The sequence below is a fragment of the Luteimonas deserti genome (assembly GCF_013425765.1).
Classification (GTDB): domain Bacteria; phylum Pseudomonadota; class Gammaproteobacteria; order Xanthomonadales; family Xanthomonadaceae; genus Luteimonas; species Luteimonas deserti.
This window is the reverse complement of the sequence record NZ_JACCJZ010000015.1, coordinates 109,180-127,447: the sequence shown is the minus strand read 5'-3', so window position 1 is coordinate 127,447 and position 18,268 is coordinate 109,180. Positions and strand designations below refer to the sequence as shown.

The 18,268-nt window shown below is 69.8% G+C and carries 20 protein-coding genes; 10 read left to right on the top strand and 10 right to left on the bottom strand.

Going from position 1 to position 18,268, the window contains the following annotated elements; all coding sequences use genetic code 11:
- Positions 1-317: 317 nt before the first annotated feature.
- The 4 genes from H0E82_RS08340 to H0E82_RS08325 all read left to right on the top strand — a co-directional run bounded on the left by H0E82_RS08340 (position 318) and on the right by H0E82_RS08325 (position 2,941).
- Positions 318-1,010: a copper resistance protein B gene (locus tag H0E82_RS08340; protein WP_425600327.1), complete on the top strand. Its 693-nt coding sequence runs from the start codon at positions 318-320 to the stop codon at positions 1,008-1,010.
- 51 nt (positions 1,011-1,061) lie between these two features.
- Complete coding sequence (locus tag H0E82_RS08335) at positions 1,062-1,454, top strand: copper resistance protein CopC (protein ID WP_180544998.1); 393 nt, start codon at positions 1,062-1,064, stop codon at positions 1,452-1,454.
- Positions 1,455-1,720: 266 nt separating this feature from the next.
- Positions 1,721-2,185, top strand: a complete 465-nt coding sequence (gene msrB / locus H0E82_RS08330) for a peptide-methionine (R)-S-oxide reductase MsrB (protein ID WP_180544997.1) — start codon at positions 1,721-1,723, stop codon at positions 2,183-2,185.
- 240 nt (positions 2,186-2,425) lie between these two features.
- Complete coding sequence (locus H0E82_RS08325) at positions 2,426-2,941, top strand: hypothetical protein (protein WP_180544996.1); 516 nt, start codon at positions 2,426-2,428, stop codon at positions 2,939-2,941.
- 69 nt (positions 2,942-3,010) lie between these two features.
- Here H0E82_RS08325 and H0E82_RS08320 read toward each other — a convergent pair whose 3' ends face one another.
- The 3 genes from H0E82_RS08320 to H0E82_RS08310 form a co-directional block, all read right to left on the bottom strand.
- On the bottom strand, positions 3,011-3,670 hold the full coding sequence (locus tag H0E82_RS08320; protein ID WP_180544995.1) for a hypothetical protein: 660 nt from the start codon (positions 3,668-3,670) through the stop codon (positions 3,011-3,013).
- Between the two features lie 10 nt (positions 3,671-3,680).
- Entirely contained in the window at positions 3,681-4,199 is a 519-nt protein-coding gene (locus H0E82_RS08315) for an RNA polymerase sigma factor (protein ID WP_180544994.1), read from the bottom strand.
- A gap of 178 nt (positions 4,200-4,377) precedes the next feature.
- Positions 4,378-4,773: a hypothetical protein gene (locus H0E82_RS08310; RefSeq protein WP_180544993.1), complete on the bottom strand. Its 396-nt coding sequence runs from the start codon at positions 4,771-4,773 to the stop codon at positions 4,378-4,380.
- 429 nt (positions 4,774-5,202) lie between these two features.
- On the opposite strand from H0E82_RS08310, the gene H0E82_RS08305 reads away from it, so the two are divergent.
- Positions 5,203-6,225 carry an SMP-30/gluconolactonase/LRE family protein gene (locus H0E82_RS08305; RefSeq protein ID WP_180544992.1) on the top strand — a complete coding sequence of 341 codons (1,023 nt, stop codon included), beginning with the start codon at positions 5,203-5,205 and terminating at the stop codon, positions 6,223-6,225.
- Positions 6,226-6,258: 33 nt separating this feature from the next.
- A complete protein-coding gene (locus tag H0E82_RS08300; protein WP_180544991.1) occupies positions 6,259-7,419 on the top strand; it encodes an AAA family ATPase in 1,161 nt (386 codons plus the stop codon).
- Positions 7,420-7,479: 60 nt separating this feature from the next.
- On the opposite strand, the gene H0E82_RS08295 is transcribed toward H0E82_RS08300, so the two are convergent.
- From H0E82_RS08295 to H0E82_RS08285, 3 genes are all read right to left on the bottom strand, one after another.
- Positions 7,480-9,318, bottom strand: a complete 1,839-nt coding sequence (locus H0E82_RS08295) for a M56 family metallopeptidase (RefSeq protein WP_180544990.1) — start codon at positions 9,316-9,318, stop codon at positions 7,480-7,482.
- Position 9,319: 1 nt separating this feature from the next.
- On the bottom strand, positions 9,320-9,709 hold the full coding sequence (locus H0E82_RS08290) for a BlaI/MecI/CopY family transcriptional regulator (protein ID WP_180544989.1): 390 nt from the start codon (positions 9,707-9,709) through the stop codon (positions 9,320-9,322).
- 168 nt (positions 9,710-9,877) lie between these two features.
- A complete protein-coding gene (locus H0E82_RS08285; protein WP_180544988.1) occupies positions 9,878-10,972 on the bottom strand; it encodes a calcium/sodium antiporter in 1,095 nt (364 codons plus the stop codon).
- 401 nt (positions 10,973-11,373) lie between these two features.
- Here H0E82_RS08285 and H0E82_RS08280 point away from each other — a divergent pair, with 401 nt between their 5' ends.
- Positions 11,374-11,739, top strand: a complete 366-nt coding sequence (locus tag H0E82_RS08280) for a hypothetical protein (protein ID WP_180544987.1) — start codon at positions 11,374-11,376, stop codon at positions 11,737-11,739.
- A gap of 778 nt (positions 11,740-12,517) precedes the next feature.
- On the opposite strand, the gene H0E82_RS08275 is transcribed toward H0E82_RS08280, so the two are convergent.
- Complete coding sequence (locus H0E82_RS08275) at positions 12,518-13,627, bottom strand: alkene reductase (RefSeq protein ID WP_180544986.1); 1,110 nt, start codon at positions 13,625-13,627, stop codon at positions 12,518-12,520.
- A gap of 256 nt (positions 13,628-13,883) precedes the next feature.
- Here H0E82_RS08275 and H0E82_RS08270 point away from each other — a divergent pair, with 256 nt between their 5' ends.
- Both H0E82_RS08270 and H0E82_RS08265 read left to right on the top strand, forming a co-directional pair.
- Positions 13,884-14,396, top strand: coding sequence for an MgtC/SapB family protein (locus tag H0E82_RS08270; RefSeq protein ID WP_180544985.1), 513 nt, complete (start codon positions 13,884-13,886; stop codon positions 14,394-14,396).
- 88 nt (positions 14,397-14,484) lie between these two features.
- Positions 14,485-15,300, top strand: a complete 816-nt coding sequence (locus H0E82_RS08265; protein ID WP_180544984.1) for a hypothetical protein — start codon at positions 14,485-14,487, stop codon at positions 15,298-15,300.
- Between the two features lie 103 nt (positions 15,301-15,403).
- Here the strand turns inward: H0E82_RS08265 and H0E82_RS08260 are convergent, their stop codons facing one another.
- Complete coding sequence (locus tag H0E82_RS08260; protein WP_180545007.1) at positions 15,404-15,793, bottom strand: DUF1428 domain-containing protein; 390 nt, start codon at positions 15,791-15,793, stop codon at positions 15,404-15,406.
- 620 nt (positions 15,794-16,413) lie between these two features.
- On the opposite strand from H0E82_RS08260, the gene H0E82_RS08255 reads away from it, so the two are divergent.
- A complete protein-coding gene (locus tag H0E82_RS08255) occupies positions 16,414-16,647 on the top strand; it encodes a hypothetical protein (RefSeq protein WP_180544983.1) in 234 nt (77 codons plus the stop codon).
- Positions 16,648-17,244: 597 nt separating this feature from the next.
- On the opposite strand, the gene H0E82_RS08250 is transcribed toward H0E82_RS08255, so the two are convergent.
- Both H0E82_RS08250 and H0E82_RS08245 read right to left on the bottom strand, forming a co-directional pair.
- Positions 17,245-17,634, bottom strand: a complete 390-nt coding sequence (locus tag H0E82_RS08250) for an MAPEG family protein (RefSeq protein WP_180544982.1) — start codon at positions 17,632-17,634, stop codon at positions 17,245-17,247.
- A gap of 25 nt (positions 17,635-17,659) precedes the next feature.
- The gene (locus tag H0E82_RS08245; RefSeq protein WP_180544981.1) at positions 17,660-18,199 is read right to left on the bottom strand and encodes a type 1 glutamine amidotransferase domain-containing protein; all 540 of its coding nucleotides are present in this window, start codon (positions 18,197-18,199) and stop codon (positions 17,660-17,662) included.
- Positions 18,200-18,268: the final 69 nt, after the last annotated feature.

Genomic DNA, 18,268 nt, shown 5'->3' with positions numbered 1-18,268 from the left:
CGTCATCGTCCGGTCACGCGCACGAGCGACCAACAACGTCTGCCGCTCCGGCCTGCACGCCGGAACATGCAGCGATGGGCCATTGCACGATGCCGGCATCGTCCGAGCACCTGCACGGGCATTCTGCGACGCCTGCCGCTCCAGGCTGCACGGCGGACCATGCAGCGATGGGACATTGCACGATGCCGGCATCGTCCGGTCACGCGCACGAGTATCCATCGACGCCTGCCGCTCCGGCCTGCACGCCGGAACATGCTGCGATTGGACACTGCACGATGCCTTCCGCGGGGCGGGCCACACCTCGCACTCCGATCCCGGTGCCGACCGCGGCGGATATCGCGGCGGCGTTTCCGAGCCTTGACCATCATTCGATGGAGCACGCGTCAGCGGTGAACTGGATGGTGCTTGTCGACCGGCTCGAAGTCTGGGGTGCGGACGACGGCACCGGGCAGGCTTGGGAGGCGACAGCATGGGTGGGCACCGATCTCGATCGTCTCTGGTTGCGCAGCGAAGGCGAGCGCGAGGGCGGACGTAGCGGCGCCCTCGAGCTGGAGGCACTCTACGGACGCAGCGTGCATCCATGGTGGGATGTCGTGATGGGCGTGCGTCACGACACGCGGCCGGCCTCCCGTACCTGGGCGGCGCTGGGCGTTCAGGGCCTTGCGCCCTATATGTTCGAGGTCTCGGCAACTGCCTATGCCGCGAGTGGCGGCCAGGTTCAGATCAGGATGGAAGCCGAGTACGACATGCGGATTACCAACCGCCTGATCCTGCAGCCGCAGATCGAGGCCACCATCGCGCTCAAGGACGAGCCGGCTGCGCACCTCGGGTCCGGCGTCGCCATGCTCGACGCCGGCCTGCGCTTACGGTACGAATTCAGCCGGCGCTTCGCTCCGTACTTCGGCCTTGCTCATGAACGGGCCTTTGGCGGTACCGCCCGCCATCGGCGCACGGCCGGCGAGCATGCGCGCGATACACACCTGGTTGCCGGCATCCGCGTGTGGTTCTGAGGCTGAGCCCCCGGCACTCTCGAATTTGACTGATCCCTCGACTAAGAAAGGATGTCCACCATGTTCGTTCTGTCCTCCCGGTTGTTGCTGCGCGGGCTCCTGCTCGCAGCCGTGCTGCTGGCCTCCAGCGGCGCCGCGGCCCACGTGAACCTTGTCGGCTCCACACCGGCAGCCGACGCCCATGTCCCCGCGCTACCGCGCATCGAGCTCGTCTTCGACGGGGCGCTCCAGCCCGGCAGTGCCAGGGTCACCCTGAGCCGGCTTGGCGCCGGGGGTGAGGCAATGCCCGTCGGCGGTCTCGCGATCACGATGGACCGCGCCAGGACACGTGTATGGGCCACACCCGAACAATCGCCCGCGCAGGGTCACTATCGTGTGGAATGGCATGTCATCGGGACCGACGGGCACCCGAGGTCCGGAAGCTTCGGTTTCATGATGCACTGAGCGCGCCGCAGCCCGCCCGGCGGGCACTCGAAGGCGCCGAGAGACGCCGGCCGTTGACCTGCTCCGGCGTTCGGTCCTGCGAATGTGGGCCGGGCCCCGCGCGCGACTTGAATGCCGTACCGGTCGCCTGGCACCCAGGGAAATCCCACGGCGTCCTGAAGACAGAGTGGCGCCGGCACCATCCCGCCAGGTCGACATGCCGCAAGGCCTTGCGCGTTGCGGGCTGCGTCGCCATCTCGTTGCCACTTCCCCTGCCGGACGCCCGCATGAGCCGTTTCGATCTCAACCCGCCCAGCCCGGACCAGCGCGCCGTGCTGGAGGCCGGCCTGACCGCCGACGAGCGCCGTGTGCTGCTGCAGCACGGAACCGAAGCGCCGTTCTGCGGTGTCTTTCTCGACAACAAGCGCGAGGGCACCTATTGCTGCCGCCTGTGCGGCCTTCCGTTGTTCCGCTCCAGCGCGAAGTTCGATTCCGGCACCGGCTGGCCGAGCTTCTTCGCGCCCTTCGATCCGGCGCACATCACCCTGATCCGCGACACCAGCCACGGCATGATCCGGGTGGAAGAAGTCTGCGCCCGCTGCGGCAGTCACCTCGGCCACGTTTTTCCGGACGGGCCGCCGCCCACCTACGAGCGGCACTGCCTCAACTCCGTGTCGCTGTCCTTCGTCGATGCGAACGCGTCGTTGCCGGATCCGTTGCAGCGCGGCGACGCGGACACTGGCAGTGCCTAGACCTCGTTGACGGGTGTCCAGGTGCCCAATGGGCGCGCCGACACCGGCGCTCGCGGCGGAGACCGCGCATCGAGGTAGCGGTGCAGCGATCTCCGGCGGACGGAAGTCACGGTGACCGATCCCACATGCGGCTCACGTGGTAGGGCGACAGAGTGGCGCACTCGGTCGGGGAGAACAGCGGTGCAGCCAGTCATCGACAATCGGACAGGGCGCCGGACGCACGCGATCCGGATCTGGGCTGTGGCCTGCGTGGCATTGGCCGAGCTCGCCCATCTGGCCTGGGAACATCTGCATGGCGGCATCGTCAGCCACCATCTGCTGGCCGACCCCGCGCTGCCCGCCATCTGGAACGGCTGGGGCCTGATCCTGCTGCCGGCCCTGGCCTGGTGGGCGTCCGGCAGGTTGGCGCGTCGCCTGGACCGGGCCGCCGACCTGCGCCGCGTCGTGCTCGCAGGCGTGTTCGGCTTCTCGGTCGCGGCCTTGACGGGCGTATTCCTGTCCGTCGCCTTCGTGCAGGGACACGAAAACCTCGCCGGTCTGGTCCTGATGGCGGCCCTGGGTCTCGCCGTGCTGCTCCGCGCCGATCGTGCCGAGTGCCTGTTGGGCTTCGTGCTGGCGATGACGTTCGTGTTCGGCGCGGTGCTGCCGGTGCTCATCGGCAGCGTCGTCGTGGTCGTCTCGATGCTGGCCCATCGCATCGTCTACCCGCTGGCGTATCGCCTCTGGCGGCGCCTGCCTCGGCCCGCCGGCGGCTGACCATCCGCGCGCCCAGCGCGGTCGGCCCGGGCATCCGGTCCTGGCGGGCACGCTTCGCGGGGCGCGCGCTCAGCGCGCTTCGAACTCGGCGATCTCGGCCAGCACGCGCCGGCTGCGACGGATGCCGTCGGCCCCGTCGCTGCAGTCGCGCGCGTCCGCGTCTGCCGTCGCGAGAATGCGGCGTCGATGCCCCAGACCGTAGATCGCCGTCGCCACGAGACCCACCGTGCTGAGCGTCAGGCTCCAGACGATCCAGGCCGGTGTCCCGTTGCCGGACGGCACATCGCCGAGGCCGGCGACGGCCACCACGACCGGCACCCACATGGTCCACCACGGCAGTCCGCAGATCGTGGAATTGAGCGCATAGGCACGCAGCAGCGCGGCGAGCTGCCGCTGGATGCGCAGGACCGGCGCGCCGTAGTCGATACGCGACGCGAGTACGAGGCTGGTGATGCCGCCGAGGATGTTGACGAGGCCGAAGGCATGCAGCGCGATTCCTGCGACGAGCAGGCCGGTGACACCGGGATTGCGGGTCCAGCAGGCGACGCCGAGTGCCACCAGTCCCAGGCCCAGCAGGCATTGCAGCCAGTGACCCGCCTTGAAAAGACGCAGGTGGCCACGCGCGCGCGCCAGCCGGGTTTCGCGCAGCACCGCGAGCTGCAGCGCATCGCTCCGGGTGATGCGTGCTTCCAGTGCGTGCCAAGCGGCTTTGAGATCTTCGTCTTGCATCGTGGATTCCTCAGAGTTCGTGACGGATGCGCTGGCGCAGCCGGCTGATCTTGGTCGCGATGTTGGTTTCACTCAGGCCGAGAATCTCGGCCATTTCCCGGTGGCTGCGATCGTCGAGATAGAGCAGCAGCAGGGCCCGGTCGAGCGGTGCCTGCGCCTGGATGAAGGCATGCAGCGCGCGGATCTGCTGCTCGGCCTGCGGATCGCGCGGCGCGGGATCGGCCACGTCGTGCAGGCGCTCGTCGAACGGCACCGCGTGCCGCTGGCGCAGCGCCGCGCTGCGCACCGCACTGATCGCGACATTGAGCGCGATGCGGTACATCCAGGTGCTAAAGCGACGGGCCGGGTCGTAGTTCGGCCACGCCCGCCACAGCTGCGCCGCGATTTCCTGGGCGAGATCGGCACGATCGTGCGGATCGCGGCAATAGCTGGCCGCCACGGTGGCGACGATGCCCTGGTGTTCGCGCAGCAACCGGGCGAACGTCCGATGCTCGTCGTCGAGTGCGGCGGCGGTAACTGCAGGGTCCACGGGGCGTCTCGCGTTGGGCGGTCATGGAGTGGTTCGCAGGTGCACGGTGGATATCACACCGCTGGCGGTGGGCGGTCCTCGGCGGGCATCCATGCTTCGAAGCGGAATCGGCGCAGAGCTCGGGCACCGACCCTCGGGCCCCGTGTCTCGGGGACACTCCATGGCTGCATCGCGGGGGTCAGGCGTGATCGCGGGCCGAGGCCCGGCGAGAGGCTGCAGCGTGACCGTGCGCCGCTTCGGCGGGCCCGACGACGGCCAGCAGGCTGCGCAAGCGCATGCGGAGCGGCGTGTAGAAGGCGTTCGATGCCGTGCCGGCAGGCGCGCGCCGCCCCCGGCGTGAACCGCTCACCGACGATGGCGTGGCGGGTGTGCCGGTCCGTGAGGAGATCGCAGCGCCGAACCCCTTTTCGAGCCGGGGCAGGCCGGACTCGGCGACGGCACGGACCACGGGCCCGGTCGACAGCACGGCCACGGCCACGCTGGCCAGGATGACGCCGACCAGCATGCGCTGGAACATGGTGAGCCCGGGTTGGCCATCGCCATGCGTGGCGGTATCGATGCGCGACTGCAGCATGGGCCGATCTTCGGGGCACGAGGTCGAGACGGTAACGCGGTGGGCAGACGGCATCCGCCACGCTGCTCACGGCAGAGCGGTCTTCCGCCGTCTGCCGGCCGGACCGTTGTCCGGCGTGTCGCTTTCGAACCACAGCAAACGGGAGCCGCGGCGTATGCCCCTGGATGCCTGATCGCGCAGCGCATCGCATCGGCGCGCGTCGGATGGGCCGGCAGACACGCGTCGGAGCGCGCATCCCGGACCGCGGTCGCTCACGAGCGCGAGGTCTGCACGAGCCGGGGTGCGCACAGGTCTCGCCTCATACATGTCGAATTGCTCCTTATGGGTCCTGCGCGCCGCGCCTCGCGGCGTGGGCATCACGGCACGCCGGCGCGCGTCCGGCGCGACAACGTGGCAGGCTTGGCCTCCACGTCCGGAGTGAGGGATGCCATGCGCTGTTTTCTGCCGTTGTCGGGTTTCGTCGTCGCCACGCTGGTCAGCGGGTGTGCGAGCGTCTCCGGATTTCCGTCCATCGGGCGCGTCGCGTCCGAGGAACCGCGTTTCGAGCGCGTCGTGGCCGCGGACGCGCGCATCGAACGGCTCGCCGAGGGCTTCACCTGGGCCGAGGGTCCGACATGGATCGAGGATGGCGGCTATCTGCTGTTCACCGATGTGCCGGAGAACCGGATGCATCGCTGGTCGGAGGCCGACGGCCTCTCGGTGTTCATGGAACCCTCGGGCTATGCAGGGCCGCCGCTCGAGGTGCTGCGCGAAGCGGGCGCCAACGGCCTGTTCGCGGAACCCTCCGGCACCGTTCTGCTCGCCGACTCCGGCAACCGCGTGCTGGCCCGGCTCGACCCGCGGACGCGGGAGAAGACTGTGCTGGCGCATGCGTTCGACGGACGCCGCTTCAACAGCCCCAACGATGTGGTGCGTCGCGCCGATGGCGCGATCTTTTTCACCGATCCGCCTTACGGCCTCGAGGCCTTCGACGAATCGCCGGTCAAGGAGTTGCCGTTCAACGGGGTGTACCGGCTCGATGCAGACGGCCGCGTCCAGCTTCTCGACGACAGCCTGAGCCGGCCGAACGGCATCGCGCTGTCGCCCGACGGTCGCACGCTCTACGTCGCCAATTCCGATCCGGAACGCGCGGTGTGGATGGCCTATGCGCTGGACGGGAACGGCGCGGTCACGTCGCGACGCGTGTTCGCCGACTCGACGGCCGAGGTGGGTGACGATGCCCCCGGGCTGCCGGACGGGATGGCCATCGCCGCCGACGGAACGCTGTTCGCCACCGGCCCCGGCGGAGTCCTGGTGTTCGCACCGGATGGCACGCGCCTGGGTCGGATCGAAACCGGCGGCCCGGTGGCCAATGTCGCGTTCGGCGACGACGGCCGCACGCTGTACATGACATCCAACAGCATTCTCGCGCGGGTGCGTCTGTTGATCGCCGGGACCTCGCCGACGCGCTGATACCCCGGCGTCTCCATTCGTGTCGCCTCGGCCATGCTGACCACGCTCGCCATCGCCCATTACCGTTCGCTGCACACGCTGGTGGTGCCGATGGGGCGGTTGAATCTCGTCACCGGTGCCAACGGCAGCGGCAAGTCCAGCCTGTACCGCGCGTTGCGTCTGCTGGCCGAGACCGCGCAGGGTGGCGTGGTGCCGGCACTGGCGCGCGAGGGCGGCCTGCAGTCGACGCTGTGGGCGGGGCCGGAAACGCTCAGCGCACGCATGCGCCGCGGCGAGGTGCCGGTCGAAGGCGGGCCGCGGCAGCAGCCCGTTTCTCTGAAACTCGGATTCGCCGGCGAGGACTTCGGGTACGCGATCGATCTCGGCTTGCCAGTGCCGTCGCAGTCGCTGTTCGCCCGTGATCCCGAGATCAAGCGCGAGGTGATCTGGGGCGGACCGTTCCTGCGTCAGGGCAACACGCTGGTCGATCGCCGCGGCGCGCTGGTGCGCGTGCGCGACGGCCGCGACTGGCGCGTGGCCGCCGAGCATCTGAATCCCTTCGAGAGCCTGTTCGCGCAGATCGCCGATCCGCGCGATGCGCCGGAAGTGCTGCAGCTGCGCGAGACGATCCGCGGCTGGCGCTTCTACGATCATTTCCGCGCCGATGCCGATGCGCCGGCGCGTCTGCCGCAACTGGGCACGCGAACGCCGGTGCTCAGTCATGACGGGCACGACCTCGCCGCGGCCTGGGCGACGATCCGCGAGATCGGCGATGCCGAAGCGCTGGACGCCGCGGTCGCCGATGCGTTTCCCGGCGCGCGCGTCGAGGTGCTGGTCGACGGCGGGCGCTTTTCGCTGCAGTTCCGCCAGCACGGCCTGCTGCGGCCGTTGTCGGCGGCCGAACTCTCGGACGGCACGCTGCGCTATCTCCTGTGGATCGCCGCGCTGCACACGCCGCGACCGCCACCGCTGATGGTGCTCAACGAGCCCGAGACCAGCCTGCATCCGGATCTGCTGCCGGCCCTGGCGCGGCTGATCGACGGGGCATCGCAGCGCACCCAGGTCTGGGTGGTCTCGCACGCGACGCGGCTGATCGCCGCGCTCGAGCAGAGCTCCGACTGCAACCCGGTCCAGCTGGTCAAACGCGACAGCCAGACCGTGATCGACGGGCAGGGGATGCTCGACGCACCTGCGTGGCACTGGCCCGAGCGCTGACGCCGGACGTGCGGACGGCCCGTTGCCGGGCCGTCCTGGACGCGCTCGATGGACGCGGCGTCAGAGCCGCTCGGCACGTCCGCTGGCGATGATCTCGTCGACGATCGCGCGGGCCTGCCGGGCGGCGCGCACCTGTGCGTCGGCCTGCTGTTTCGCGAGTTCACCCTGTTCGCCGGCCAGTACGCCTTGCCGGCTCGCCAGCGTGCCCATCTGCGCGCCGAGCGCGCGCGATTCGGCCTGCAGTGCGTCCAGTGCGCTGCGGCGCGAGGCGTCGTCGCCGCTGCGTGCCGCCTGCAGGGCCAGCTCGGCGATGCGGCCGCCGATCTCGCCCTGGCGTGCGCCCAGCGTGCCCTGTTCGGCACCGATCGTACCCTGGCGTTCGCCGAGTGCGCCCTGCCGCTCGCCGAGGTCGCGCACGTCGTCGAACGCCGCACGGAAGCGGGCGACGGTATCGGCATCGCGCACGATGTAGCGGTCGTCGCCGCGGCGCAGCCACAGCATCGGGCCCTCGCCCTGCTGCGCGGCGCGCGCCTCGCGCAGTTCGTCGGTGGAACTCATCGCGACGCTGTGCGCGCTGTCGAGCAGCACGTACGACTCGGCGCCCGGCGTGCGGCTGAGGGTGAAGGTGCCGCGGATCGGGCCGGTGTCGCGCTGCCGGACCTGGGTGCGGATGGTGTGCACATGGCCGCGTGCGTCGCTGTCGTCCGGTGCGGGCGGGGCGGGCGGGGCAGGAGGCGCCGGTGGCGCGGCCGGTGTGGCCGGTGCCGGCGGGATTGCGGGGCTGACCGGCATCGGCGGTGCGGGTGGTGCCGGCGGCGTCTCCGGTGCCGGTGGCGCGATCGCGGCCGGCGCAGGCGGCGGGGGAGGCGGTGGCGGCATGGGCGCGGCATTGGTCACGCGGTAGGGCAGCACGCCGACGGCGGCGACCAGCAGGGTGGTCGACAGTGCGATCGCACGCGACAGCGGACGGGTGGTCTGCAGCATGGTCAGTCTCCGCTTGAGGAAGGTGTAGTCGGGCGATGCGCTGGCCAGGCCGGCATCAGGACGCGACGCGATGCCCAGGCGCAGCAGCAGCTGCGCGTACTCGCGCGCGCCGTGGTCCTGGCCGGCGAGCACCGCGGCATCGCAGGCGCCCTCCCGGGCGAGGCCGTATTCGCGCAGCGCCAGATGCGCCAGCGGGTGGAACCAGAACAGGTGCTGGGCCAGTGCCGGCAGCAGGCCGAGCCACAGATCGCGGCGCTGCAGGTGCACCAGCTCGTGGGTCAGCGCCATGTCGAGTTCGTCGGCGCGCAGGGACTGTGCATAGCCGTCCGGAAGCAGCAGCACGGGACGCCAGGGGCCGATCAGCTGGGGCGACGCGATCGCCTCCGACACGCGGACCTCGGGCGCTGCGCGCAGGCCGTGTGCATCGGCGGCAAGGGCGAGTGCCTGCAGCAGCGTGCGGTCCTCGCACGGGACGGCGCCGGCGACGAGGCGGCGCGAACGCCGCAAGCCCTGCACGCTGCGCGCGATCATCGCCGCGATCCCGAGCAGCCACAGCACGCCGAGCGCGAACATCCACGACCATGCGGACGGCGCGGCGGCGTCCATCTGCACGGCATCGACGGCGACGGGGGCGAAGGCGAGGTTCGCATCCACCACCGGGGCGGTCATGACGTCAGCGGGCGCGGCCACCACCTGCCCGACCGCGGGCAGCAGCGGCAACGCGACCGGCGACGACCACACCAGGCCGACGACGAGCTGCAGCGCGACCAGCCACCACAGCCAGCAGCGCGCGGCCGCCGGCAACCGGGGCAGGGCACGGCACAGCGCCCAGACCAGCGCCACCAGCAGCGTGCCCTGCACGCTGGCCGCGAGCAGGCGCGGCAGCATCAGATCGATGAGTGCGGCGATGGCCATGTCAGGCTCCGGTGCGCTTGGACTGCAGGCTGGCGACCAGCGCCTCGAGCTCGGCGAGCTCGTCGTCGCTGACCTCCTTGCGCTCCGACATCCACGCCACGAACGGCGACACCGAGCCCTGCAGGGTCTTCTCGACGAAGCTGCCGATCGCACTGCGCACCACTTCGTCCTGACCGGTCGTCGGTGCATAACGGTAGGCGCCGCCGCCGGCCTGGCTGCGGCGCAGATAGGCCTTCGCGCGCAGGCGCTCCATCATCGTCAACACGGTGGAGCGGGCGAGCCCCCGGGGCTCGCCGAACGCGGCCGCCACTTCACCGACGGTGGATGGGCCGGCTTCGTCCAGGTGCTGCAGCAGGGCCAGTTCCTGGTCCCCGATCGTCTTCTTGGTCATCACACCCTCGCTTGACTACACCTGTCGTCAATCCTGCCGCTTGACGACAGGTGTAGTCAACAGGTCGAAGGTCATGCCGGTGGCCGACGAGCGGATGCGTCGGGAAGAAGGCTCTGCCGATCACCCGCTGCGGCGCGATCGCGGCACCACCGGGTACGCCGAACGGCGTCAGCGCGCGGTAGGCGCCGCCGGGCGCCGGATCAGCACCACGACCAGCGTCACCACCGTCAACGGAATCACGAAGCCCATCATCACGTTCGAGTACGCCGGCAGGGCGTCGTGGTCCTGCGCCGCGAGGATCAGGTAGCTGGCGTAGGCCACGTAGTAGCCGAGGAACAGCGCGCCCTCCCAGCGCGCGATCTCGCGCCCGGTCACGAAGATCGGCAGGCAGGCCACCGCAGCCGCGGTCATGACCCACATATCGAAGGTGAGCAGCGAAGGCGGCACGCCCAGCCCGACGCCGCCGGCCAGCAGTCCGGACAGCCCCAGGCATCCGAGCAGATTGAACGTGCTGCTGCCGATCGCATTGCCCACCGCGATGTCGCGCTCGCCCTTCAGTGCCGCGGCGATCGACGTGGCCACTTCCGGCATCGAGGTGCCGGCGGCGACGATGGTCAGACCGATCACGACGTCGCTCACGCCCAGCGCGGTGGCGAACGCGACCGCGGCGCCCACCAGCCAGTTCGAACCCAGTACGAGCAGACCCAGCCCCACGCCGATCAGCAGCAACTGCACCGGAAGCCGTGCGTCCCACGCGCCGGGCGCCGCCGCGGGCACTTCGGACGCGTGTGTGTCGCCTTCGGTGCCGGCCCGCAGTTCGCGCCGCGACTGGACGATCAGGAACACCGTGTAGGCCAACAGCAGACCCAGCAGCAGACCGCCATCGCGCATGCCCAGGCTGCCGTCGAGGCTGAGCACGGCCACGAGGACGGAGGCGCCGATGAGGATGGGCACTTCCTGGCGGATGACCTGGGTGTGGACCACCAGCGGGGCGACCAGCGCACTCGCGCCGAGAATGAAGAGCACGTTGAAGATGTTGCTGCCGACCACGTTGCCGACGGCCAGATCGGTCTGCCCGCCGAGCACCGCGCCCGCCGACACCGCCATCTCCGGGGCGCTGGTGCCGAACGCGACCACGGTGAGGCCGACGACCAGCGGCGAAATGCCGAAGGACAGCGCCAGGCGCGACGCGCCACGGACCAGCAGCTCGGCGCCGCCGATCAGCGCGGCCAGTCCAAGGACGAACATCAGCACGTTGAGCATGGGCGGTCGCGACCTTGCGGAGAGCCGGAGTCCGGCGGGCGGGGAATGGTATGCGCGACGCGTCTCCGGCGTCGCGAATTTGCGAGATGGGCACGATTCCACCAGGGGCGTGGCCTGTCCGACGACGGGAAGCGGCAGCCCGCGCGCAGGCCCCGGTGCGGTATGCACGGAATCCGGTCGGCTGGAAGCACGTCCCGGCAGGCGATGCATGCCCGGCGGTACAACGCGCCGGTGGAGCGCTCCCGGACGGAGTGCGAAGTCACCCCGGCACATCGTCGCCGCCGGTGTCCGGCCATGCGCATGGGCCTCCCTGGATGTCGCATGCTCCGGGGCGCGACCATCCGGACATCGTCACGTGGCGCTGGCTAGACTCGCGCCCATCCCAACTGCCGGCCACGCCCATGATCAAGCGTCTCGCTTTGCTGCTGTTCGCTGCCGCCGCCCTCACCGCATGCGCCGCGCCCGCCGAGCGCTTGTCCGCCAATGCCGGCCCGGATGCCGCAACGGTCACCCATGAAGCGGATTGCGATCGGGTCGGAGGCGAGTGGCGCCAGCTCGGTCGGGCACCCGTCAAGCAGTGTCTGCGCCGCACCACCGATGCCGGCAAGGCCTGCAGCCAGAGCGAACAATGCGAGGGTCACTGCCTGGCGCCGGAAGGCAGCGTCGATGGCACGACGGTCACCGGCCAGTGCAGCGTGGATACCAATCCCTTCGGATGCCAGCAGCGCGTGCGTGACGGCATGGCTTCGACGATCTGCGTCGACTGACGGCGTCGACGCGCCTCGTGCGCGCGCCCCGGCGGGCGGCGCCGACTGCGCCACCGCGGCTGCATGCAGGGGCGGTCGAGCGGGGTGATCGAGGTCCGGAGCGGAGCCGGTTACGACATGCGTCCCGCGCTCTCGATGCGTCGCGCCCGTGAGTACGTTTCATTGCACGTGCACTCGCCCGGGTCCAGGGTCGGGAGCCCGAGATCCGCTGGAGGCGCCATGATCCGCGCGACGTTCCGCATGACCCCCGCCGTCCTGCTTCTGCTGTGCGTCGGTGCCCAGGCGCAGACGCTGCAGACCCCGCCACCTGCATCGCGGCCGGCGGACACCGGCCTGAGCGGCCCGGCTCCGACCGCGGTACCGGCGACGCCCGCGCAGCGAGCGCGGACGTCGCCGGCCATTCCTGCCGCCGGTCCGTCCGAGGCTGGACCCACTGTGGCGCCTGTCCCCTCACCGCCGATGCCGGCCACCGTTCGTGATGCCCGGGGACGGGTCCTGCCCGGGGCGCGTGAGATCGTCCCCGGCCGCGCCCGCGATCCCGCGACAGGACAGGAAATCCAGACCGCGCCGCCGACGCGGCCGGAATAGCGGCCTCGCGCTGACGACGCCTTGCGTCGTAAGCGTGGAATGACCCGGCCGAGCAGGCGAGGTGATCGCCGGGCCGGCGGCCGCACGCCCGGGCATTGCGCACCGTCGGAGCGATGCCTGCACCCGCCGCTCTCCAGGCGGAACGACAGGCACGCCACCGGCGCGTGTTGCGCGCTTCGCGCGCCCGGCGTCAATCGAGGGCGGGATAGTCGGTATAGCCGGCGTCGTCTCCGCCATAGAACGTCGCCGGATCCGGCACATTGAGCGGCGCGTCGTCCCGCAGACGCCGTACCAGATCAGGATTCGCGATGAAGGGGCGGCCGAACGCCACGGCGTCCGCTCTACCGGAGCCGATGGCGGCCTCGGCGGCGCTGCGGTCGTAGCCGTTGTTGACGATCCATGCGCCTGTGCCGCCGGCGCCGGCATACGCGGCTTTCAATGCGTCGTAGTCGAAGGGTGCGTCGCCCTGCGAATAGCTGCGATCGCCCCCGGTGGCCCCTTCGATCACGTGTACGAAGGCCAGGCCCAGCGGCGCCAGGCGCTCGACCACATGGGTGAACAGGGCTTGCGGCGCGTCGTCACGGGCATCGTTGGCAGGTGTGACCGGCGAAAGCCGGATTCCGGTGCGTGCACCACCAATCTCGTCGGCCACGGCACGCGTGACCTCCTCCAGAAGGCGCGCACGATTGGCCACAGACCCGCCGTAGGCATCCTCGCGCGTGTTGCTGCCACCGCGCAGGAACTGGTCGATCAGGTAGCCGTTGGCGGCATGCACTTCCACGCCGTCGAAGCCGGCCTCGATCGCGGCCCGTGCAGCGCGCCGGTAGTCCTCGACGATGCCGGGAATCTCGTCGGTGTCGAGCGCGCGGGGCATCGACGTGGGCACGAACCGGCCGCCATGCGCGTCCAGCACGAAGGTCTTGCTGTCGGCGCGGATCGCCGACGGGGCCACCGGCGCCCCGCCGTCCGGCTGCAGCGACGTGTGCGAGATGCGTCCCACGTGCCACAGCTGCACGACGATGCGTCCGCCCTCTGCATGCACCGCGTCGGTCACCCGCCGCCACCCGGCAACCTGGTCGGGGGCGTAGAGCCCCGGGACGTCGGCATAGCCCTGGCCCTGATGGCTGATCGCGGTCGCCTCGGTGATCAACAGGCCCGCCGTCGCGCGCTGGGCGTAGTACTGCGCGGTCCTGGGCTGGGGGACCGCACCCGGCGCGCGGTTGCGGGTCAGCGGTGCCATCACGATGCGGTTGGCGAGATCGAGGGCGCCTGCGCTCAGCGGATCGAACAGGGTGGGCATGAAAGAGAGTCCTGCGTAGGGGGCTTCCAAGGTGCCGTCGTGCCGGCCGGATTCAAGCGCCCCCGGGTGCAGGCTCCCGGGATGCAGCGTTGCGCCCGGTTCGCTGCCCGTGTCCGGACCCGGGATGCGGACGGCATTCACTGTCATGCAACTGTCACGACGCTAGGGTCCGTGCAATTCTTCAGAGACGAGCTGCGATGTCCGAAACCGCCGCGTCCCCCCGGGACTCCGTTCGACGCCGACCGGGGGGTGCCGGATGTCGGTAGTCGCGCAGATCGGCAACGCGCTGGCCCGGGAGCTCGCGGTTCCCGATGTCGATACCCTGACTACGATCATCGTCCGCGTGCTGGTCGCCGCCCTTCTGGGCGGAATCGTCGGGTGGGAGCGCGAGAACAAGGGCCGCCCCGCCGGCCTCAAGACCCATATCCTGGTGTCCATCGGCTCGGCGCTGTTCGTGCTGGCGCCCCTGATGGCCGGCATCGGCGGTGACGAGGTGACACGCGTGATGCAGGGCATCGTCTCCGGGATCGGTTTCCTGGGCGCAGGGGCGATCCTCAAGCTCGACAAGGACGAGCGGATCGAAGGCCTGACCACCGCAGCCGGTGTCTGGATGACCGCAGCGATCGGCATGGCCGCCGGGATGGGCCAGGAGATGGTCGCGCTGATCACCACCATCGTCGCGCTTCTGGTCGTACGTGCGATTCCGCGCATGCATCATCCCGCCCGCGCGGCGCCCACAGGCGAAGACATCAGCGGGCGTGATGCCTGAACGGCGAACGCGCCCATTCTGTCTTCCCCCACGGCGGCTTCATCCTGCCTCGCGCAGGGTGGATGCACATCCCCTGGAGTGAGCGCTCATGAGCAACAACGATGAAATCCGCGATGAAGGCCGTGACATGAACCGCGATCCGATCACCAAGGCGCCCGGCGCGCATCCCGTCGGTGTGGGTGTGGGTGGAATCGCGGGCGGTGCAGCCGCGGGCGCGGCCGCAGGCACGATCTTCGGCCCCGTCGGAACCCTGATCGGCGCGGCCGTTGGTGTGGTCGCGGGCGCCGCGGTAGGCAAGGGCGTCGCGGAGCGTATCGACCCCACCGGTGAAACCGAGTACTGGCGTGAAGCCCACGCAGAACGTCCGTACGTGAAGTCCGATTACGACTACGACCGTGACTACGCGCCGGCCTACGGGTTCGGCCTGCAGGCCCGCGAAGCCGACCGCACGCGCGGCTGGGACGAGTCCGAAGCGACCTTGCGCGAGGAATGGGAGTCCGCGCGCAGCGATTCTCGCCTTCCGTGGGACGAAGCCAAGCCGGCCGTGCGCGATGCCTGGGATCGGACCGAGCGGACGCACGACCTTTACCAGCGCAGCGATGCTTACCACAGCTCGGAGTTCGAGAAGGCCGATTACCGCAGCGAGGACGACAGCTTCGACGATTACCAGCCCGCCTACCGGTACGGCGTGTATGCGCGCTCGCGTCATCCCGACCGCAACTGGGACGACTCGCTGGAGAGCGAACTGTCCCGCGACTGGGGTTCGCGCCGCGGCACGTCCAAGCTCGAGTGGGACCGCGCGAAGGCCGCCGTGCAGCATGCGTACGTGTCACACGACCACTACAGCTCGGGCCAGTACAGCGATGACGGCCGCGATGGCGGAGACCGGTTCCGCGTCGGTTGATCCGCTTCGCTGTTCAGAAGGCTTGACGCACGAGCGCACCCCTCCGGGGGTGCGCTTTTTTCTATGCGCAATGCGAATCGTCGAGTTCCCGGGCGGCCCGGCCTCAGCGCTTCGCAGCGCCGGCGTCGGGCGCGGGCAGCTCCAGCAACGGTCGGAACCCGCCGAAGATCATCCGCTTGCCGTCGAACGGCATCGGATTTTTTTCCGGATCGAAGCGAGGATCGCTGCCATCCATCATTTTTGCGAACGCCGCATCCCGGGTGGCTTTGTCAGGCCATTCGATCCAGGAGAACACCACGGTTTCATCCTCGCGTGCCTGCACGGCTTTGCGGAAGTCGGTCTGCGTGCCGTCGGGGACATCGTCGCCCCAGCACTCGAGCACGCGCAATGCGCCCAGCTCGATGAAGAACGGATCCCCGATACGCGCGTGCTCGACGAACTTGTCGCGATTGGCGGTGGGAACGGCGATGACGAAACCATCGATGTAGGACATGGAAAACTCCGTGGTTGGACGTGAGGCACCGGACATCCGGTTGCATCCGAGCGACGTTCGAGGGGCGCCGGTTTCGACATCGCGTGCGACCGAGCGCAGCGAGAGATCGCTTGGACCACTGTTTGACATCCTGTGGCACAACGTACCGGCGCGCCCGGCGCGGCCAGCGGGCCGAGCGACCGGAACGTGCGCGGCTCCCGGAACGTCGTCCGCGCCAGCGCGCGCGTTGGAGATGCCCTGGACGCGCGTGCGCATGGCGGGATCTCTCCGTATCGGGCACAGGTCGCGCGCTGCGCCCCGCCAGCTCGGTATCGGGCGTGGGCGGAACGGACATGTGGCAAACCAGGTGTTGTTCCGGGGGGGCTGGAGCGTCGGGAAGGACGGTCGAAGCCAAGTGCGTGAACAGTCGCTGCCGGCCTGAAGGCGCCTCCGCCCGCGCTGGGCGCCTCTCAGGCGACCTGCGCGCTCAGATACCTCGACCATCGCATCGGTACGAAAGATGAAGAAGCCGATCCCGATTGCCGCCGCGCATGTGTCGCGGGCGTTCACCCGCGGCACTCTTCACATTCCTGCGTGGCGCCCTGCGCGAGCATTCGCCCATTCATCATGGGAGTGGTCACATGGGTCAGGGTTCCGCTGGCAACGTCATCGCCGCCATCTGCAGCTTCATCGTGCCGGGTCTTGGCCAACTGGTGCAGGGGCGGGTCTTCTCGGCGATTCTGTGGTTCGTCGCCGCCTGCATCGCATTCGCCGTGACCTGGCTGCTCACCGTCTCGCTGCTGCCCTTCGGATGGTTCGTCGTCAGCGTGTTCTCGTGCATCAACGCCGCGCTGTACCGGCGTCCTGTGCGCTGACGGTTCACGACGCGGCTTAGCCGCCTGCATCCGTGAAGCACGGCGCAGGCAGCCTGCCGGGGCAATCGCGATCCGCCAGCATCCGCTCGCCCCGGGCCGCACGTGTGTTCGCGTTCCGGGGCTCCATGGAGCAACGCAGCCGAATCGGGCCACGCAACGGAGCAATCATCCGGAGGTCCCGTCGAGGGCCCGTGTCACGCTCAGGCCGCGCGGCTGAACCCGCGTCGGCGGCCCGCGGGAGCGGGGACCTCGAAGGCCTGCCATGCGGCCTGGACGTCCGCCCGGACGTCATGCCAGGCACGCAGACGGCTGTCGAATTCCCAGACGCGCCGCAGCACAGGTTCGATCTCCTCCCATGGGCGTTCGGGGTACGAAGCGCGCCCGTTTCGGCCGAGGGAAAGCACCAGTGTACGGTCGGAATCGGAGCGAGCCATCTGCGTCGTGCCGTGATCGGGAGCGCGCAGGCTACGGCGCGTTTCGTGTGTTCTTGGTGAACCTGTCGAGCGATTTCCATGACAGACGCGCCACCGGCTGAACGCTGCCGAATAGGGCCCGGCACCCAGCACCCCTGCGTCACCCGCGGGCAGCGCGGACACGTCAGAACAGGCCCTTGATCACCTGCAACAGGCCCCACAACGAGACAACCCAGACGAGGCTGCGCAGGTACGGAATCCCGATCGCGTAGATCGGGAGATAGGCGATGCGTGCCCAGAGGTAGACCTGGGCGCCGAGCGCCGTCGTCGGGTCGCTACGGCCGGCCACGACCACCGCGAGCACGGCTGCGACGAAGAAGGGAAAGGTCTCGAGAAAGTTGCGACTGGCCGCCGCGGTGCGGACGGCGGCACCCCGGAGCGGCGGCGCCTCCGCATCGCGGTTTCCGGCGTTCCAACGCACGCCGCGCTGCCAGGTGGCAAACGCGGCGGCGACGCCGATATGAACGAGGCCCAGGACGATCGCCCAAGCCAGCACTTGCAGTTCGATCGTCATCGTCCGAGCTCCGTCGCGGCGGGTGTCAGCCGGCGACCGCCTTGGCGATCGCGGCGTTGAACGCCGGCAGGTCGTCCGGCTTGCGGCTGGTGATCAGGTTGCCGTCGACCACGACCTCCGAATCTTCCCACTGCGCGCCGGCATTGACGAGGTCGGTCTTCACCGACGGCCAGGACGTGACCTTGCGACCTTTGGCCAGACCGCTTTCGACCAGCAGCCACGGGCCGTGGCAGATCGCGGCGACCGGCTTGCCGGACTCGCCGAATGTGCGGACGAAGGCGACCGCATCTTCGTCGGCGCGCAGGACGTCCGGGTTCATCTGGCCGCCCGGCAGGACCAGGGCGTCGTAGCTGTCGGGGTTTGCCTTGGCCAGTGGCACGTCCACATCGACGCTGCGTCCCCAGTCCTTCTTGTCCCAGCCCTTGATCGAGCCGGCATCGCCGGGGGTGATGACATCGACGTGGGCGCCGGCCTCGCGCAGGGCCTTGAGCGGCTGCTCGAGTTCGGACTGTTCGAAGCCGTCGGTGGCGAGGATGGCGATCTTCTTGCCGTCGAGGTTCTGCATGGGGTGCTCCTGAGGGAAAGGAGCACCGGATGCTAGGCAGCCAACGGTGCCATGGCCGTGAAGCGTGCG

What these genes read in the sequence shown, in the direction of transcription:
- H0E82_RS08265 (WP_180544984.1), top strand. Translation starts at nt 14,485, where the DNA reads ATGAGCAACAACGATGAAATCCGCGATGAAGGCCGTGACATGAACCGC.
- H0E82_RS08250 (WP_180544982.1), bottom strand. Translation starts at nt 17,634, where the DNA reads ATGACGATCGAACTGCAAGTGCTGGCTTGGGCGATCGTCCTGGGCCTC.
- H0E82_RS08320 (WP_180544995.1), bottom strand. Translation starts at nt 3,670, where the DNA reads ATGCAAGACGAAGATCTCAAAGCCGCTTGGCACGCACTGGAAGCACGC.
- H0E82_RS08275 (WP_180544986.1), bottom strand. Translation starts at nt 13,627, where the DNA reads ATGCCCACCCTGTTCGATCCGCTGAGCGCAGGCGCCCTCGATCTCGCC.
- H0E82_RS08260 (WP_180545007.1), bottom strand. Translation starts at nt 15,793, where the DNA reads ATGTCCTACATCGATGGTTTCGTCATCGCCGTTCCCACCGCCAATCGC.
- H0E82_RS08335 (WP_180544998.1), top strand. Translation starts at nt 1,062, where the DNA reads ATGTCCACCATGTTCGTTCTGTCCTCCCGGTTGTTGCTGCGCGGGCTC.
- H0E82_RS08285 (WP_180544988.1), bottom strand. Translation starts at nt 10,972, where the DNA reads ATGCTCAACGTGCTGATGTTCGTCCTTGGACTGGCCGCGCTGATCGGC.
- msrB (WP_180544997.1), top strand. Translation starts at nt 1,721, where the DNA reads ATGAGCCGTTTCGATCTCAACCCGCCCAGCCCGGACCAGCGCGCCGTG.
- H0E82_RS08305 (WP_180544992.1), top strand. Translation starts at nt 5,203, where the DNA reads ATGCGCTGTTTTCTGCCGTTGTCGGGTTTCGTCGTCGCCACGCTGGTC.
- H0E82_RS08255 (WP_180544983.1), top strand. Translation starts at nt 16,414, where the DNA reads ATGGGTCAGGGTTCCGCTGGCAACGTCATCGCCGCCATCTGCAGCTTC.
- H0E82_RS08290 (WP_180544989.1), bottom strand. Translation starts at nt 9,709, where the DNA reads ATGACCAAGAAGACGATCGGGGACCAGGAACTGGCCCTGCTGCAGCAC.
- H0E82_RS08270 (WP_180544985.1), top strand. Translation starts at nt 13,884, where the DNA reads ATGTCGGTAGTCGCGCAGATCGGCAACGCGCTGGCCCGGGAGCTCGCG.
- H0E82_RS08295 (WP_180544990.1), bottom strand. Translation starts at nt 9,318, where the DNA reads ATGGCCATCGCCGCACTCATCGATCTGATGCTGCCGCGCCTGCTCGCG.
- H0E82_RS08310 (WP_180544993.1), bottom strand. Translation starts at nt 4,773, where the DNA reads ATGCTGCAGTCGCGCATCGATACCGCCACGCATGGCGATGGCCAACCC.
- H0E82_RS08245 (WP_180544981.1), bottom strand. Translation starts at nt 18,199, where the DNA reads ATGCAGAACCTCGACGGCAAGAAGATCGCCATCCTCGCCACCGACGGC.
- H0E82_RS08300 (WP_180544991.1), top strand. Translation starts at nt 6,259, where the DNA reads ATGCTGACCACGCTCGCCATCGCCCATTACCGTTCGCTGCACACGCTG.
- H0E82_RS08280 (WP_180544987.1), top strand. Translation starts at nt 11,374, where the DNA reads ATGATCAAGCGTCTCGCTTTGCTGCTGTTCGCTGCCGCCGCCCTCACC.